General features: G+C 57.4%; 8 protein-coding genes and 1 pseudogene. 4 read left to right on the top strand and 5 right to left on the bottom strand.

Features of this window, described 5'->3' with window-relative positions:
* Positions 1-21: 21 nt before the first annotated feature.
* The 5 genes from R3F07_04125 to R3F07_04105 all read right to left on the bottom strand — a co-directional run bounded on the left by R3F07_04125 (position 22) and on the right by R3F07_04105 (position 8273).
* The gene (locus R3F07_04125; GenBank protein ID MEZ5275551.1) at positions 22-525 is read right to left on the bottom strand and encodes a hypothetical protein; all 504 of its coding nucleotides are present in this window, start codon (positions 523-525) and stop codon (positions 22-24) included.
* A 215-nt stretch (positions 526-740) separates the two neighbouring features.
* Positions 741-1253, bottom strand: coding sequence for a DUF3347 domain-containing protein (locus R3F07_04120; GenBank protein ID MEZ5275550.1), 513 nt, complete (start codon positions 1251-1253; stop codon positions 741-743).
* A gap of 11 nt (positions 1254-1264) precedes the next feature.
* Positions 1265-5038 carry an efflux RND transporter permease subunit gene (locus R3F07_04115; GenBank protein ID MEZ5275549.1) on the bottom strand — a complete coding sequence of 1258 codons (3774 nt, stop codon included), beginning with the start codon at positions 5036-5038 and terminating at the stop codon, positions 1265-1267.
* 21 nt (positions 5039-5059) lie between these two features.
* Positions 5060-6946, bottom strand: a complete 1887-nt coding sequence (locus R3F07_04110) for an efflux RND transporter periplasmic adaptor subunit (GenBank protein ID MEZ5275548.1) — start codon at positions 6944-6946, stop codon at positions 5060-5062.
* Positions 6939-8273, bottom strand: a complete 1335-nt coding sequence (locus tag R3F07_04105; GenBank protein MEZ5275547.1) for a TolC family protein — start codon at positions 8271-8273, stop codon at positions 6939-6941. Before R3F07_04105 ends, R3F07_04110 begins: the two co-directional genes overlap by 8 nt.
* A 653-nt stretch (positions 8274-8926) precedes the next feature.
* Between R3F07_04105 and R3F07_04100 the strand changes: the two genes are divergently transcribed.
* The 4 genes and pseudogenes from R3F07_04100 to R3F07_04085 all read left to right on the top strand — a co-directional run bounded on the left by R3F07_04100 (position 8927) and on the right by R3F07_04085 (position 15563).
* A complete protein-coding gene (locus R3F07_04100) occupies positions 8927-11287 on the top strand; it encodes a multicopper oxidase domain-containing protein (protein ID MEZ5275546.1) in 2361 nt (786 codons plus the stop codon).
* A gap of 253 nt (positions 11288-11540) precedes the next feature.
* Positions 11541-12152, top strand: a complete 612-nt coding sequence (locus tag R3F07_04095; GenBank protein MEZ5275545.1) for a hypothetical protein — start codon at positions 11541-11543, stop codon at positions 12150-12152.
* A gap of 249 nt (positions 12153-12401) precedes the next feature.
* Positions 12402-13701 (top strand): annotated as a pseudogene (locus R3F07_04090) (IS1380 family transposase).
* 557 nt (positions 13702-14258) lie between these two features.
* A complete protein-coding gene (locus tag R3F07_04085) occupies positions 14259-15563 on the top strand; it encodes an APC family permease (protein ID MEZ5275544.1) in 1305 nt (434 codons plus the stop codon).
* The last annotated feature ends 391 nt before the right edge of the window (positions 15564-15954 follow it).

The raw sequence follows: 15954 nt of genomic DNA, 5'->3' as shown, positions 1-15954 counted from the left end.
TAATCCAGGTTGAGGCAGGCCCTAATGGGTATGCTCGTTCTCGTGGAGTTCCTCACGCGGAGGCTCGGTAGTCCGAAATTCCTCATGCCTGATTTTGCCTGCCGGATAGGCAATGTATCCAGCAACGCCGCTGGCGACAATGGCAAGGACTGCCGGAGCGAACGCAATTCGTTTTGCCAGATTCGGCCACTTCGCTCCAACAGACAGAGCCAGCAGTGATATACCGGCCGTGGCATAAAACAGCGGAGCCCAAAGCTCGGCCCGTTGCATATGCACCTCCAGCCAGTCTCTTCCGGTCGAATCGGCAAGCGCATCCACCTCTTCATGGGCTTGCTGCCCGAAACGGACGACCGGCCAGACCGACAAGGAAGCAACCGTGACAAGTAACAGGGACGTCACCAGAAGAATGCGTCCCCTTAGGAAAAGCGAAGCTACGAGAAGGACGGCCGCAACCGGCAGTAGGTGAGTGACCACTGGATTCGTGAGAACGTGGACATATTCGGGCTGACTAACGAGTTCTAGCATGGGGGTAATTGACCATTCACTGCATTATGGCCCGATTGATCGGGAGATCCCGATTCGAGCGGGACCCCAAAGATTCCATTCACTAACGCCCGATAGGTACGAACGCCGGTTATCTGTGCCTTTCCTCCTTAAACGCAGCGGGAGGCGTTATCCCTCGTCAAAACCCGTGATTCCGAAACTTTTGGCAGATCGCGAGCCTCTTACCGTAATCCTGATCAATGATTTGAGTGGGAGTGATCTGAGTCCGTTGCCGGGCCGCCCTCAATCTCCCGAACAACTCCGCCACAATGGAGCATCTTTGAGCCGAAGTAGGGATTGGAAACGGCCGTCGTCAGTTGAAGCCACGTTCCTCCTTTTCCTCCGAAAGCCATAGGGCAGCGCATCAGATAGACGCTTTCGCCGTCCGATGTAGACTCCTCGATCATATTCTGAACAGCGGTTGATAGTGCCTGAAAACCGACTCGTGCACTCGCGAGATCCTTGGCATCGGCCACTGATGAGGCCGCAGTCGAAACCTGTTCAGGGATTCCTCCTACCTTGGAATCCTCGATCATCGCGGCAGCCGCACCTTGGGCAGTTCTCAAATCATCATCAGCCAAGGCTGTCCCCACTTTCATATAGGACTCAACCAATGGGTTGTTTGGTTCCTGCTGAGCTGCAGCCATGGCTCCCGTGGCAAGAATGCTAGCGACCAAGAGAAGACGGACCTTTTGTCGTATGGTGTTCATATCTGTTTCTGTTATCTGTTTTTGGTGAAACGAAGCTTCAACTCCTCCAGGCCGCAATAGAGTACCGGGACGATGAAGATGGTCAAAATAGCCAGGAGCATACCGCCAAAGGTGGGAATAGCCATGGGCACCATGATATCGGCACCGCGACCCGTCGACGTCAGCACCGGGAGCAAGGCCAGGATGGTCGTCCCACTCGTCATCATGGCCGGGCGCACCCGCCTGACCCCCGCCTCCACCGTCGCCTTTCGGATGGCTTCGACCGTCTGAGGTACCTTTTCTCTGAATACCTGTTGGAGGTAGGTGCAAACAATGACGCCGTTGTCAGTGGCGATACCAAACAGGGCGAGAAACCCAACCCAAACTGCCACGCTCAGATTGATCGTACCCATCTGGAAGAGTGATCGGAGGTTCTGCCCGAAGAGTTCGAAGTTGAGAAACCAAGACTGGCCATAGAACCAGATGAGAATGAAACCACCGGACCAGGCGAAGAGGATCCCGGAAAAGACCAACAGGGTGGTCGAAATTCGTTTGAACTGGAAATAGAGGATCAGCCAGATCGCGAATAGAGCGATGGGCAGGACAACCCGCAGCTTCTTTTCCGCCCGGACCTGGTTCTCATAGCTGCCGGTGAATCGATAACTCACACCTTCGGGGATGACGAGTTCGCCAGATTGGATTCTCTGCTGAAGGACCTCCTGCGCCTGGTTAACCACCTCGACCTCGGCGAAGCCCTCTTGCATGTCAAAGATGACGTAGCCGACAAGAAAGGTGTCCTCGCTCTTGATGACCTGGGGACCACGAGTGTAATTGATCCGCGCGATCTCTCGCAAGGGGATTTGGGTACCGTCTGGCGCGCTGACCAGAATCATCTCGATGCCCTCGATTGTATCGCGCAACTCCCGCGGATAACGGACGCGAACCGGATAGCGCTCCCGCCCTTCGACGGTCTGTGTGATCGGCTTGCCTCCTATGGCTACCTCGATCACATCCTGAACCATCTGAATACGAATTCCATACCGGGCGATAGCCTCACGATCGATCTCGATCTCCAGATAGGGCTTCCCCACGATTCGATCGGCTAGGACTGCTTCCGCCTTGATTGAGGGCACCTGCTTGAGGGTCCCTTCAATATCGAGTGCCACCTTCTCAATTGTTTCGAGATCGGGGCCATAGACCTTCAGACCCATCGGTGCCCGCATACCGCTCTGGAGCATGACGATTCGTGCCGCGATGGGCTGCAACTTCGGCGCCGAGGTCGTGCCCGGGATGGATCCCGCCTTGACGATTTCCGCCCAGATATCATCGGGACTGCGGATCTCCGGCCTCCAGTTTCGAAAAGGTCGACCTTCTTCATCCGGGATAAGCTCACCCTCGGCGTCGCGTCGAAAGGCCTCGGTCTTGGAATCAAAGGCATAAGTGCGCAGATGCCCGGCCTCGTCGGTGATGAATTCCGGTTTGTAGGTGATGATCGTCTCGATCATCGAGATGGGCGCCGGATCGAGCGGGCTCTCCACCCGACCCAGTTTGCCCACCGCCAGTTCCACCTCAGGAATAGCATTGATGGCCATGTCCTGCTTGCGGATGACATCCATCACCTCGCCGATCGAGGCGTGCGGCATGGTGGTCGGCATATAGAGGAAGGACCCTTCGTCAAGGGAGGGCATGAACTCCTTGCCCATGCCCGGGACCTGATGGGCCATCGCCACGAACGGCCGGGTTTGCCGCAGCCATTCTGGCATCCAACCAAAGAGAGTCCCCCACCCCAGCCAGACCGCAAATCCCGAAAGGATGATCAGAGTGCTGGCGGCGAGGAAGACCGCCTTCATCCGCAGGACCGCGGCCAGCATTCTGCCATAGAAGCGAATGAACAGAGTGAAGAAGGCCAGGAGTCCCCCGACGACCAGAAAAACAAAAACAATATTGCGGAACTGAGCCTCGGGGCCGAGGGGTTTCCAGTCCGCCGCCAGGATAAAGGCCACCAAGATGGCCACCACGAAGTTGAACCCGAAAAGCGTGCCGCGCCGGGCCGTCTCCGGCAGGCGTCGACCGAAAAGATGAAAGCAGGCCACCGCCACCAGGAATACCCCCAGCCACCACGGAAACCAGGGGACGACAAGCGATCCCAGAACTCCGGCGACGGCCAGGCCGCCCCATAAGCCCATTTTGGCCCAACCGGTTTTGGGTTTCCCCGCGATGAACCAGTAGGCCAGCGGCGGAATAATAGTCACCGCGACAATGATCGAACCGATCAAAGCAAAGGTCTTGGTGTAGGCCAGCGGACGGAAGAGTTTGCCCTCCGCTGCCTCCATGGTGAAGACCGGCAGGAAACTGACCACCGTGGTCAACACAGCCGTCACCACCGCACCGGCCACCTCGGCACAGGCCCGATAAACCACCTCGAGCCGGTTTTCGTCGGGAGGCGCCTCGTCGAGGTGCTTGAGAATGTTCTCAATCAGAACGACACCCATGTCCACAATCGTCCCAATGGCTATGGCGATTCCGGAAAGGGCCACCACATTGGCGTCCACCCCGAAGGCCTTCATCCCGATGAAGGAAAACAGAACGGCCAAGGGCAGGACTCCGGATATAAGGGCCGCACTGCGCAGGTGCATGACCATCACGATCACGACAATAATGGTCACCAGAATTTGCTGACGCACCGCGTCTTCAAGAGTACCCAGCGTCTCGTAAATCAGCGCGGTCCGGTCGTAAAAGGGAACGATCTGCACCTGACTGACCGTCCCGTCCGCCAGCGTCTTGCGGGGCAGTCCCGGCGAAATCTCGGCGATCTTCGCCTTGACCCGCTTGATCACCGCCAGAGGATTTTCTCCGTAGCGGGTGACCACGACGCCGCCGACGGCCTCGGCCCCCGCCTTGTCGAGCGCCCCGCGCCGCAGGGCCGGACCATACTCAATCTGGGCCACCCGATCCAGGGTGATCGGGACGTTATCGCGCTGGGTGATGACGGTCTGCCCTAGATCATCGAGGTCCTCAATGAAACCCAGCCCACGGATGACATACTCCACACTGTTGATCTCAATCGTACGGGCACCGACATCCAGGTTGCTTCCACGGACCGCGTTGAACACTTCGTGGAGGGCGATCCCGTAGGTTCGCAGGGCGTCCGGATCGACGTCGACCTGGTACTCCTTAACGAAGCCGCCGATCGACGCGACCTCCGCCACTCCGTCCACTCCTTGGAGAGCATAGCGCACATACCAGTCCTGGGCGCTTCGTAGTTCATCCAGACCCCAGCCACCCGTGGGACTCCCTTCTGCATCCATCCCTTCGAGGGTGTACCAGAAGACCTGCCCCAGAGCGGTCGCATCCGGCCCGAGTTGCGGCTGCACCCCGCCAGGAAGCGTTCCGGACGGCAGACTGTTGAGTTTCTCCAGGATACGGCTGCGTGCCCAATAGAACTCCACGTCCTCCTTGAAGATGATGTAGATCGACGAGAAGCCGAACATCGAATAGCTGCGGATCGTCTTGACCGAGGGAAGCCCGAGCAGTGCCGTGGTCAGCGGATAGGTGACCTGGTCCTCGATATCCTGTGGTGAACGCCCCATCCATTCCGTGAAGACAATCTGCTGATTCTCCCCGATATCGGGGATGGCATCGACCGGGACCGGGTCTCTCGGTAGGTGTTCAGACTCCCAGTCGAAGGGTGCCACCATCAGACCCCAGACGATGAGGACGAAGGTCGAGAGAACGACGACCAACCGGTTTTCGAGACAAAACCGGATCAGTCGGTCAATGAGGGACGGTTTTTGGCTGGGAGGCATGGAGATTGCGTCTGGAGCGGATCAGGGGACGGTCAGCGTTTCCACCGTCTCCCCGCAATAGAGCATGGCCCCGCCGAAATAGGGATTCTGCGTGGCCTCGTCCGTCTGGAGCCAATCGGCTCCATGATCCGGATACACCATGGGACAATGCTTGAGGAAAAGGGTTTGGTCGATCAACTTTGGGTGTTCGCGCACACCGACGATGAGCATCGACGAGAGCCGGTCGAAATAGGGACGGCGCATCCCGGCAAGATCGTCCGCCTCCAGCATCTGGTGAAGCAGGTCGGCCACGGAGGACCGATGACCCACCGTCTCAAGCATCGCGACCAGGGCGGCCTTCGCTGCGTCCGGCTCATCCGCGGCCAGGGCGGCCTGCAGGTCGAAGTAGTGCTCCAGCAGCCCGAGGGTTTCCTCGGAGGAAAGGGCGGCCTCCATCGCGTTACCCATCTGGACGTCTTCGGGTTGCGCCGCCGTGGCCGCTCCGTGGTCGTGACCGGGCACCGGACCGCCGCCGGTGGGGTTCATCATGCTGGGACGGGCCAGGATTTGCAATGCGCTGTCGATCTTGAAGGCACCGTTCGTCACCACCTCGTCACCTTCTTCCAGGCCGTCGAGGACAAGGAAAACATCTCCGGCCCGGGGGCCGAGCGTGATCTCACGACCTTCAAAGGTCGGCCTTTCTCGGTCCGGCATCGCCACATAGACCACCGCCCTCCGGCCGGTTCTCAGGACAGCCGAGGTGGGAACGAGCAGCGGCAGGATACCCTCTTCCATCGCTTCATACCCGAGTGACTCCACCGGGACTAGGTCCATCCCGCAGACATCGCATTGGCCCGGCCCGTCCTTGACGATTTCCGGGTGCATCGGGCTCATCCATTTCCCCGCCAACTCGGGCGAAATGACCCGGCCACCCGAGGCGATCTGCGAAAAAACTGTGGCTTCGGCAAACATCCCCGGCTTGAGGAGACCGGAGGGATTGGCCACTTCTACCCTGACCCCGACCGTCCGGGTGCGCTCATTCAACACCGGGTCGATGAAGACGATGCGACCTTCGAAGGCCTCCCCGGGAAAGGCCTCCACTTCGAAAGTGACCGTCTGGCCGTAGCGCAGCCATTGGAGATCCGTCTCAAAGGCCTCCAGCGGAAGCCAGAGTGTCGAGAGATCCGCAATCCGAAAAAGCGTATCCCCCGTTTTCACGTAGTCGCCCTCTTTCACATTCTTCTGGACGACCACCCCACCGATGGGAGCGCGCAGTTCAAAATGATCACGGGCTTCACCCGATTTCACGATTCCTTCAATCTGCTCCGGAAGCAGATCCCAGAGCCGCAATTTCTCCCGGGCAATCTCCGCAGTCACACCACCGGGATCGAACTGGACCGCGGCCAGCAACTCCCGCTGGGCCATCAACAGTTCCGGACTGTAGATCTCGGCCAGATGATCACCTTTCCGGACTTCGATCCCGGTGTAGTTGACGAACAGCCGCTCGATCCGAGCCGGAAACCGGGCGGTGAGCGACTTCAAACGTGTCTCGTCGTAATCGAGCTTGCCCACCAATCGAACCTCCACTTCCGGCACCGCGCGGATGACCGTTGTCGTGGCTATATCGGCCAATGCCATGGCACTGGCGGACATCGTGAGCACCCGCGGACCCTCGTCGGCCGAGTCATCTTCAATCAGGGGAATCAGATCCATCCCGCAGATGGGACAGGCACCGGGTTCGGACCGCTGGATCTGGGGATGCATCGAACAGGTCCAGATGACGGAAGCCTCCTGGGCAGCTGAGGTAGTGGCATGATCGTGCCCGTGCTCGGGCGCCGGTCCACTCGACCACATACGCTCGAGCAGCATTCCTGCAACCAGCGCCACGGCGCCGGTCGCGATCAGCAGGATCCATAGTTTCTTATTCATCGATGGAAGTGGGCAAGAAAGCCTCGGCAATGGGTTGGTTGACCAGCGTCTGGATAGCGATACGGCTCTGCCAGGCATCCGCCGCGGCGCGCCAGTAGCTCAGTTCGAGTTCGAGAAGCGAACGTTCGCTGTCAATCACGTCAAGAATGGTAGCCCGGCCGCCTTCATAGCTTGTCCGGGTGATCTCAAGTGCCTGACGCGCCAGGTTGAGCAACCGATCGCCATAGAGTTCCAGTCGTCGATTGGCGTCCTCAAGATTTGTATACTGGATCGTCAAATCCGCCTTCAGGCTGTTCTCCCGGTCCAGCCGTTCATTGCCGGCTGCGGATCGGGCCGCCAAGGCCTCCCCTCGGATTGCTTCATTCTTGGCGCCCCAGATTGGGATACTGATGCCCAGGGTTACGCCCCATGGGTCGTTCCCGGCGTCGGGATCAATCGAACCCGCATAGGCGTCGGTCTGGATGTAGTTCACACCGAAGGTCAGGTCGGGGCGGTTCTCCAGGCGGGCCAGCTCACGACGCGCCTCCGCGCTGGAGATCTTGCGGTCCAGCATGGCCAGTTCCGGGTTGCCCGACTCCAGCGCCGAGACCAGACCTGAGAGGTCCAGAGAATCGGTTTCGGGGGCCGTCAAGACCGGCCAGGGCAGAACGCTGTTACCCGACTGTGCAAGCAAGCCATTCAGGCGGGCGCTCTGGGCTTCACGCTTCCTGTGGATCGACTTCTCCCGATCGTCCATCATCCCGATCTCAACCTGCAGCCGAAGCAGAGGATTGGCGTCCCCCCCGCCTCGAACCCGTTCTTCCACGATAGGCTCCAGCCGGCGCAAAAGAGAGAGATTCTGGCGTGTCAATTCAAGTGATTTACCCAGAAAACCGTATTCGAAGTAGCCGTTCGCGACCGTGCGAGCCAGGGCAAGTTGCCGCGCCTGAAAAGAAAACCAGAGCGCTTCGGCTTCAGCGGATGCCACCGCTTTCGCCCGGTTAAGTTTGCCAAACCAGGGGATGCCCTGACTGAGCATGACCACATTCTGCTGAGTACCTGTCCGGGTCTGGACCGACTCGACGAAATTCGTGATCTGAAGTTTCGGATCGGGCAATGCGCCGGCCCGCGGAATTCGCTGCATCGAGGCCTCATAGTGATCCTCAAAGGCGCGTAAGCCTGGATTCGAGTCGTTCGCCTGCTGCAGATAGTCCTCAAGCCGGACGCTCGAAAACGCGTCAGTACCTTCGCTGAAGGCCAAGTCGGCGGTCGCAAATAGACCAATACAGACCACCGGCATCACTCGGACGAAAACGTCCCTGGTGATTCCGTATGAGGACAATACCAAGATCATCCAGTCCAAGTACTTCGAATTCATCGGCCGCCAGACGGCGGGAGCTTCATCGATAGCGCGATGCCCCAAGGGCTGGCAGGCATCGGGCAATGCATCCCAGTCCCAGTTCGTCGAGTCGAAGTCGGGTCCAAAGATTCTTCTCCGTCAAGGATTTCATGCTCCATAATCAGCTTTGATTCTATCTCTTCGGTTACGTGAATGTAAACGCTTCCAAACATACTCTCCCTCACTTTTTCCACAGAAACTCAAAAATATCCATCGACCACCCGAAAAACTGATGGTGGAACCTTTCGTGTCCAACCGGCGACATCTTCTCTATGATCGGTAGCCTTTGAGGGAGTCCCCAAATCATGGAGAATCGAACCGGGTGGCCCAAAAAGGACTCACTCGAAGCCGACATCTGGTAGCTTATTCTGCACAGTTCAGACAGAGTCAGGGTTGCGTCACGCCCAAATCAAATATTCTGTTCGTCAGCGGTTGACTCTGGTTTGCTCGACCCAAGGACGTGAGCATCAGATTGGCCGTCCCGGTGATGCGCTGGCATAACGTTTTCGCGTCAAAGCAAAGGCATCCCCCGCACAAGCAAGAGTCTCCGAGAATACCGGAGTCTGAGCCAGTGGGCAGACTGCGGCCCAACGAACGCAAACATGAAGATGATCAAGAATACGGATCGAATCTACAGGGCACTGTTGAGTTTCGCACTCCCGCTGACCCTCCTGCCAAATGCCCGACCGGCCGTGACAGAGTATCACCTCACCATCGCGGAGCAGACGGTTGACAAGGCACAGCGTACGGTCGAGGGCATGACGATCAACGGAAGCATTCCCGGTCCGACCCTTCGATTCGTCGAAGGCGATACCGCACGCATTCAAGTTACGAACGCAATGGGCGTTCCTACGTCGATCCACTGGCATGGTTTGCTCGTGCCACCCGGCATGGACGGAGTGCCCTTCATCAGTTTTCCACCAATCCACCCCGGGAAGACGTTCACCTACGAATTCCCGATCCGGCAAAGTGGCACCTATTGGTACCATTCACATTCCGACCTGCAGGAACAGAGTGGCGTCTATGGATCAATCGTCATCCTGCCACGGAACGGCGATCCACGATTCCCAGAACTCAAGGAGCAGGTTGTCCTGCTATCGGATTGGACCAATGAAGGTCCGCACGAAGTCATGCACACCTTGCGCGCGGGAAATGAATACTACAGCATTCGCAAACGCAGCAGCCAAAGTGTCCTTGGTGCGATCAGAATCGGACTCCTGAAGGATTACCTCACACGGGAACTGCAACGCATGCCCGCCATGGATATCTCGGACGTCGCCTACGACCGTTTCCTCCTCAACGGCGAGGTCGACGATCACCTCCCGGCCCAGGTCGGTGAGCAGGTGCGTTTACGTATCATCGACGGCTCCGCCAGCACCTTTTTCCACCTCCAATTTGCAGGTAGCCCGATGACCATCATTGCCGCCGACGGCCAGGACGTCGAACCGATTCAGATCGAACGCCTGCTCATTGGAGTGGCAGAGACCTACGATGTCCTGGTGACGGTGCCCGCAGACGGCCAATTCGAATTTCGCGCGACTTCTCACGACCGATCTGGGCGCGCTTCGCTCTGGATCGGAGAGGGCGAAAAACACTACGCCCCGTTGGTCCCCGCGCCCAATCTCTATAAGGCGATGGGGAACTTCACCTGGAAAAAGGCTTTTGCGCTCACCCCGGCCGGGGTCATCGGCATGCCGGACGACCACGTAAAGGCCGGCGACTTCGATCGCCCCGGCATGAATATGGGGGACATGGTCATGACCGACATGGCCCATGGTGACCATGACCCAACCGCGAAATCCCAGAAGGCGGATCCGATGAACGCCATGTCCCATGATGCTGGACATCAATCAATGTCTGCACCCTCCGTAGCGATGCATCCTTCCAAACCCATCGAGACGGGACAGCCCATGCCGCCGATGGTGGCTCCACCGACATTCGCCTGGATGGTGGCCGACATCAGCTCACAGCCCCTGCTCGCCGAAGACGCGTCAGCCGAGCGCCCCTGGCCGCCCTATGCCAGGCTCCGTGCCACGCAGCCCACGACCCTGGACCCTGCCAAACCCGTTCACGAGATCCGCCTCACCCTCGACGGCGACATGGAACGCTACGTGTGGTTCATCAACAACACCCCCCTGTCCGCCAGCGACTCGATTCGAATCAGGGAGGGGGAGGTGGTGCGCTTCATCATGATCAACCAAACCATGATGCATCATCCGATGCACATGCACGGACATTTCTTCCGCGTCATCAACGGGCAGGGCGATCATGCCCCGCTCAAGCACACCGTGGATGTCGAACCGATGAGCACCACGGTCATTGAATTCGATGCCAATGAAAAGGGAGACTGGTTTTTTCACTGTCACCTGCTCTATCACATGCACGCCGGCATGGCTCGCGTCGTGGAATACGAGGGCTTTGAACCGGATTCCGCCACGGCCGCTACACGCTGGCAGCTCTACGAAGACCCCTACTTCCTATTCGGCCGTGCAGCGTTCGTCTCCAACATGACCGAAGGATGGGCCGAATACTCCAACAGCCGCAATATTTTCGGCGTCGAATGGCAGGTTGGCTGGGGAAATGTCCCCGAGACGGAATGGGAGGTGATTCCCGTCTATGAACGCTACCTCAATCGCTTTACCACCGTCTTTGTCGGAGGCGACTTTCTCGGTGCCGAAACCTCCCTTGAAGGGTCCCGCGGCATCGTGGGACTGGCCTATACCCTGCCCCTCAATCTGTATTCACGTTCCTGGATCGGCACCGACGGAGACGCGCGCTTCGCGCTGGCACGTGAAGTCATGCTGACACCGCGCATCGCCCTCGAAATGGAAGTCAAATACGATCTGGATACTCAATGGGAAGGCATGGTCGCCCTTGACTATGTGCTGACCAAAAACACAGCCCTGGAACTGCGCTGGCATTCCGAATTCGGGTGGGGCGGAGGAGTAAGTGTCCTGTTCTGAAACCGCAAGGAAGATAGAATCTCTGTCGACCAAACAGAGACAGAATTCGTTCGCCGATCCTTTCTCAAAGAATTCCGAGGGAAATTCGAGTTCCCTGCGTTAAAAGAGGTGGAGGCAGACCTGAAGTATCGGAAATCAATCTCCAGCAATCTGGTGGAGACCCGCAGATCTGTTTGAGGAATCACCTACAGTAATCCCCGAAGGTCAACTTCCGTTCAAAGCAAATATCTCCACAGAAAAGAATAGGCACACCATGATCACAATGAAGGCAGTCAAATTTTCGGCAACAACAGTCCTGGCGCTGATGGTAGGAACGACAGCATGGGCACAAACGAACACGGGGCACGACCACGAATCGGGTGACTCGATGACCAAAACTTCCGCCGATTCGTCATCCATGATGAAGTCCAATGACGGCATGGGCGGTTCCAGCGCGATGGCACAGAGCGACAAGATGAAGAACATGATGCAGATGACGGGCATGTCCCCTGCCATGATGAAGGAAGCCCGCATGATGATGCGTGCCGACCTCTCAACAAATGAACCATCCATGCTCCTGGGTAGCAAAGACGAACTCGGGCTGACCGATAAACAGGTAAACGACCTAAAGAAGCTTCAGAAATCCATGGGAAAGAAGGCCCGCGCCATTCTCACCGAGGATCAGCAGAAGAACCTGGCAGAGCTGCCGTCCGACAACACCTCCATGATGCAAATGCACTCGCAGATGATGGCCCACATGCAGAAGATGCAGAAACGAAAGGGACAAGGAGCCGACGGGGGAATGGATATGTCGTGTCCCATGATGGAAATGATGATGGGAGATCCGGATGGTAGTGGCGCCCAGAATGCCCACAGCCATAACTAGCTATCCGATCACCCCAAGCTAACCGACTTCTCGCCGCCACCGGTCCTATGGTACCGTGGCGGCCGACGCCGGTCCAAACCTTAACCCCGCTTCGCTTGACGAAGCAGTCAACGATATCGATCTGACTTTGGATCGGGCCAATTGCCCAACTTGCTAACCTGGATATTTCGTAAAAAAGTATCGCGTGTCTGATTACCCACTGATAATCAGTGGGTAGCAAAATAATCAACCAAACACGCGATGAAGAAAATGTGCCTCAAGGGCATCGGGTTTTCAAGAGTAAATGGCCGCAAGATCGAAGTGGATTTTGCCGGTGGCGAGATCAGCTCAGATGGAGGGCTTTTGCTGGTTAAGCAGGTCGACCGGAAGCTGGGATTGATCGAACAGGTAGCCGAACGCCTCGATGACGAACGACAGGTGGGCAAGGTGCGCCACGAGTCAGAATCAATGCTGCGTCAGAGAGTCTATGGGCTGTGCGCCGGATGGGAGGATCTGAACGATTCGGCCCAGTTGCGTCACGACAGCATCCACCAGATCGCCGTGGGCAAAGATTGCGAGCTGGCGAGTGCGCCTACCCTGTCACGCTTTGAAAACGCCCAGACACGTCAGAGCGCCCGGACGATCAACGAGGTGTTGATCGAGCAGTTCATCGCTTCGCACAAGAGCCCTCCGCCGGTTGTCATCCTGGATTTTGATGCGACCGACGCCCCGGTTCATGGAAGCCAGGAGGGTCGATACTTCCATGGATACTATGACTGCCATTGTTTTCTTCCGCTGTATGTGTTTTGCGGTGACCAGCTGCTTGTGGCCTATCTTCGTCCAAGCAACAACGATGGTGCCAAACATGCCGCTGCGATCCTGAAGCTTCTGGTCACTCGATTGCGGCAGGTCTGGCCGCGCACCCGGTTTGTTTTCCGCGCTGACAGCGGCTTTTGCCGCGACCTGCTGCTTAGCTGGTGTGATCGCAACGAGGTCAAATACATCGTGGGTATCGCCCGAAACAGCCGCCTGCTCGATCATGCCCAGGACCTGATGCAGCGCGCCCGCACTCTTCATGAGTTAACCGGCAAAAAGCAGCGGCTCTTCGATCGCTTTGATTACGCCGCAGGTTCCTGGCGCTGGATCCGCTCGATCATCGTCAAGGCCGAGCACACCAGCAAGGGGGCCAATCCGCGATTCATCGTGACCAACATCGTTGGCGAGCCCAAGCGACTCTACGATCAGCGCTACTGTATCCGAGGCGAGATGGAAAACCGGATCAAGGAGCAGATGATGCTCTTCGCCGATCGTGTCAGTGCCCACCGATGGTGGGCCAATCAATGGCGAATCCTCTTGTCGGGCTTGGCGTATACGCTGTTGGAGTCCCTCAGACGTCTTGTCCTCAAAGGAAGCGTCCTGGCCCGAGCCACCGTCGCATCTATCCGCCTGAAGCTTATCAAGATTGGCGCCGTCATCATCCGCAAGAAATCGATGACTCGAATCCATCTCTTCCCATCATCCGCTCAAAGATCTCTTCACCCAAGCTGCTACCAGCCTCTCGCCACCGTAGCCTGCCTCCTGGCGCTGCCCCGGCGCCCTTTTTGACCAATGGGGGGTAAGGGGGAGTGTCGCCTGATCAATCGACTATTCGCCAAAAACACCGATCTCAGGCCAAGAACAGCGAATGGATCAAACCCGGAACCAAAATTAAAGAACCAACGACTCCTTCACGAAACATCCGGGCTAAAGGCGGAAGCGGAGCCCCACTCTGATGGACACAAACCAAATGTACGACCTTGCGCAACACGCACATGGATGGCCCGGAGGCTGGATGTGGATCTGGTGGGCTGCCATGATTGTCGCGCTGGTTGTCCTGATCGTCTTCGCCATTAGGGTCACTCGGAAATAGAGCAATGCCGAGCCAGATCTGTTGACAATGACCTTCCCGGTACTCGCCAGCTGCCGTCGATAGAGCTGTTTTGACCCCGACGAGACGCTCATCAAGCGGCATAGCCCGACTCTTCTTTGGAGATCAACTCAACCCGATGAGCCGATCGACTGGCGCCGCCCAGAATCTTCTCAAGCTCATAATTACTGAGCTGGCACACCCACCGACTCCACCCTGAAATGAAGGATAGCCAATATGAAAAGGGCAGCCTGAGCCTACTCGGGTCGGTCGCGATGGGTACCGGTGTGATGATCGGCGCAGGAATCTTCGCATTAACGGGACAGGTTGCTGAGTTCGCAGGAACTCTGTTTCCACTCGCCTTCTTGATCGGGGCGGTGATCAGCGGCTTCAGCGCTTACTCCTACATCAAGGTCTCAAACAAGTACCCATCGGCTGGGGGGATCGCGATGATCCTCAAGAAGGCATACGGGCCCTCAACCATCACCGGAGCAGCAGCCCTTATGATGACTATATCCATGGTCATCAACGAAAGCCTGGTCGCGCGGACGTTTGGCACCTACACCCTACACGCTCTGGGCATTAGCGATGCAGGCGTTCTTGTGCCGATTCTCGCGATCGGCCTGATCACTTTTGCATTCCTTGTTAATGTCGCCGGAAACAAAGTTATCGGCCGAATTTCAAAAGTTACCGCAGTATTGAAGATTGGCGGTATTCTACTCTTTGCCGTGATCACGCTCGCCGCGACGGGCTTTTCCTTTGAACCGGCGGAGACGGGTATCGGCGAGAGGAGTTCTTGGGGCGGATTCGTGGCGGGTGTGGCGCTCGCAATCCTTGCCTACAAAGGCTTCACCACGATCACGAACAGTGGCGACGAGGTTAAGAACCCGAAAAAGAATGTCGGCCGAGCCATCGTCATCTCACTGGCGATCTGCCTGGTTGTCTATCTTCTTGTGGCCTGGGCCGTCGGATCCACACTCACAGTTTCCGAGATAGCGCAGGCGCGGGATTACTCGCTGGCAGAAGCTGCCCGCCCTGCGATGGGAGACTATGGCGTATGGTTTACGGTCGGAATCGCGATCATTGCCACCGCATCGGGCCTGCTCGCCAGTATCTTCGCCGTTTCCAGAATGCTGGCCATGCTGACCGACATGGAACTGATCCCGCATAGCCATTTCGGCATGCCCGGCAATATCCAGAAGCACACCTTGGTCTATACGGTCGTGTTGGCGTCGATTCTCGCGGCATTCTTTGATCTTGGCCGGATCGCCTCACTCGGAGCAATTTTCTACCTGATCATGGACATAGTCATTCACTGGGGAGTTCTACGCCATCTCGGCAGCGAAGTCGGTGCGCATCCGTGGGTCTTGATTGTGGCGATCTTGCTGGACTCCCTGGTGTTGACCGTCTTCGTCGTCATGAAAGTCATGGTCGACCCCACCATCGTAATCATTGCCATCGGCGCCATCGTTGCTCTTGTGGCTTTCGAGTGGTTCTTTCTTCAACGCTTGAGAGGTTCACGTTGAATCCTTCGCCAGCATCGACAAAGTCAATGCCTGGTGCGTAACCTGCTTGCGCCTCGCGGAGAGGCTGCGCCAGGACGCAGTGAACGACGTGGTAACCGTAACGTACCCGATCGGTCAGCCCGCATTTGATTTGAATCGGAACTGAATCAGGCTGGCCATCTGGCTTGGCCGTGGGAATGGAGTTTGGGCCTTCATCTCAATTGAGACTAGACCTCCCTGTCCTTCGCCCCACGCAAGACATGGCCGGCTACTCACGGCTCATTTGAAGAGACTACTATGGCCTCTGCTGACTTCTCACGGCATTTCCTCCATGGGAGTTCCCCAGGTAAGAGGCTGTCCTAAAAGTGCTGAAGCGTGTCGCAGAGATTGATTTGGGTCGTTGGGCAAGGCG

The organism is Opitutaceae bacterium (assembly GCA_041395105.1).
Lineage (GTDB): Bacteria > Verrucomicrobiota > Verrucomicrobiia > Opitutales > Opitutaceae > B12-G4.
This window is presented reverse-complemented; position numbering and strand designations above follow the sequence as displayed.

Bases quoted from the DNA above. Each gene is read 5' to 3' on its own strand.
- R3F07_04125 (MEZ5275551.1), bottom strand. From the start codon at position 525: ATGCTAGAACTCGTTAGTCAGCCCGAATATGTCCACGTTCTCACGAAT.
- R3F07_04120 (MEZ5275550.1), bottom strand. From the start codon at position 1,253: ATGAACACCATACGACAAAAGGTCCGTCTTCTCTTGGTCGCTAGCATT.
- R3F07_04115 (MEZ5275549.1), bottom strand. From the start codon at position 5,038: ATGCCTCCCAGCCAAAAACCGTCCCTCATTGACCGACTGATCCGGTTT.
- R3F07_04110 (MEZ5275548.1), bottom strand. From the start codon at position 6,946: ATGAATAAGAAACTATGGATCCTGCTGATCGCGACCGGCGCCGTGGCG.
- R3F07_04100 (MEZ5275546.1), top strand. From the start codon at position 8,927: ATGAAGATGATCAAGAATACGGATCGAATCTACAGGGCACTGTTGAGT.
- R3F07_04095 (MEZ5275545.1), top strand. From the start codon at position 11,541: ATGATCACAATGAAGGCAGTCAAATTTTCGGCAACAACAGTCCTGGCG.
- R3F07_04085 (MEZ5275544.1), top strand. From the start codon at position 14,259: ATGAAGGATAGCCAATATGAAAAGGGCAGCCTGAGCCTACTCGGGTCG.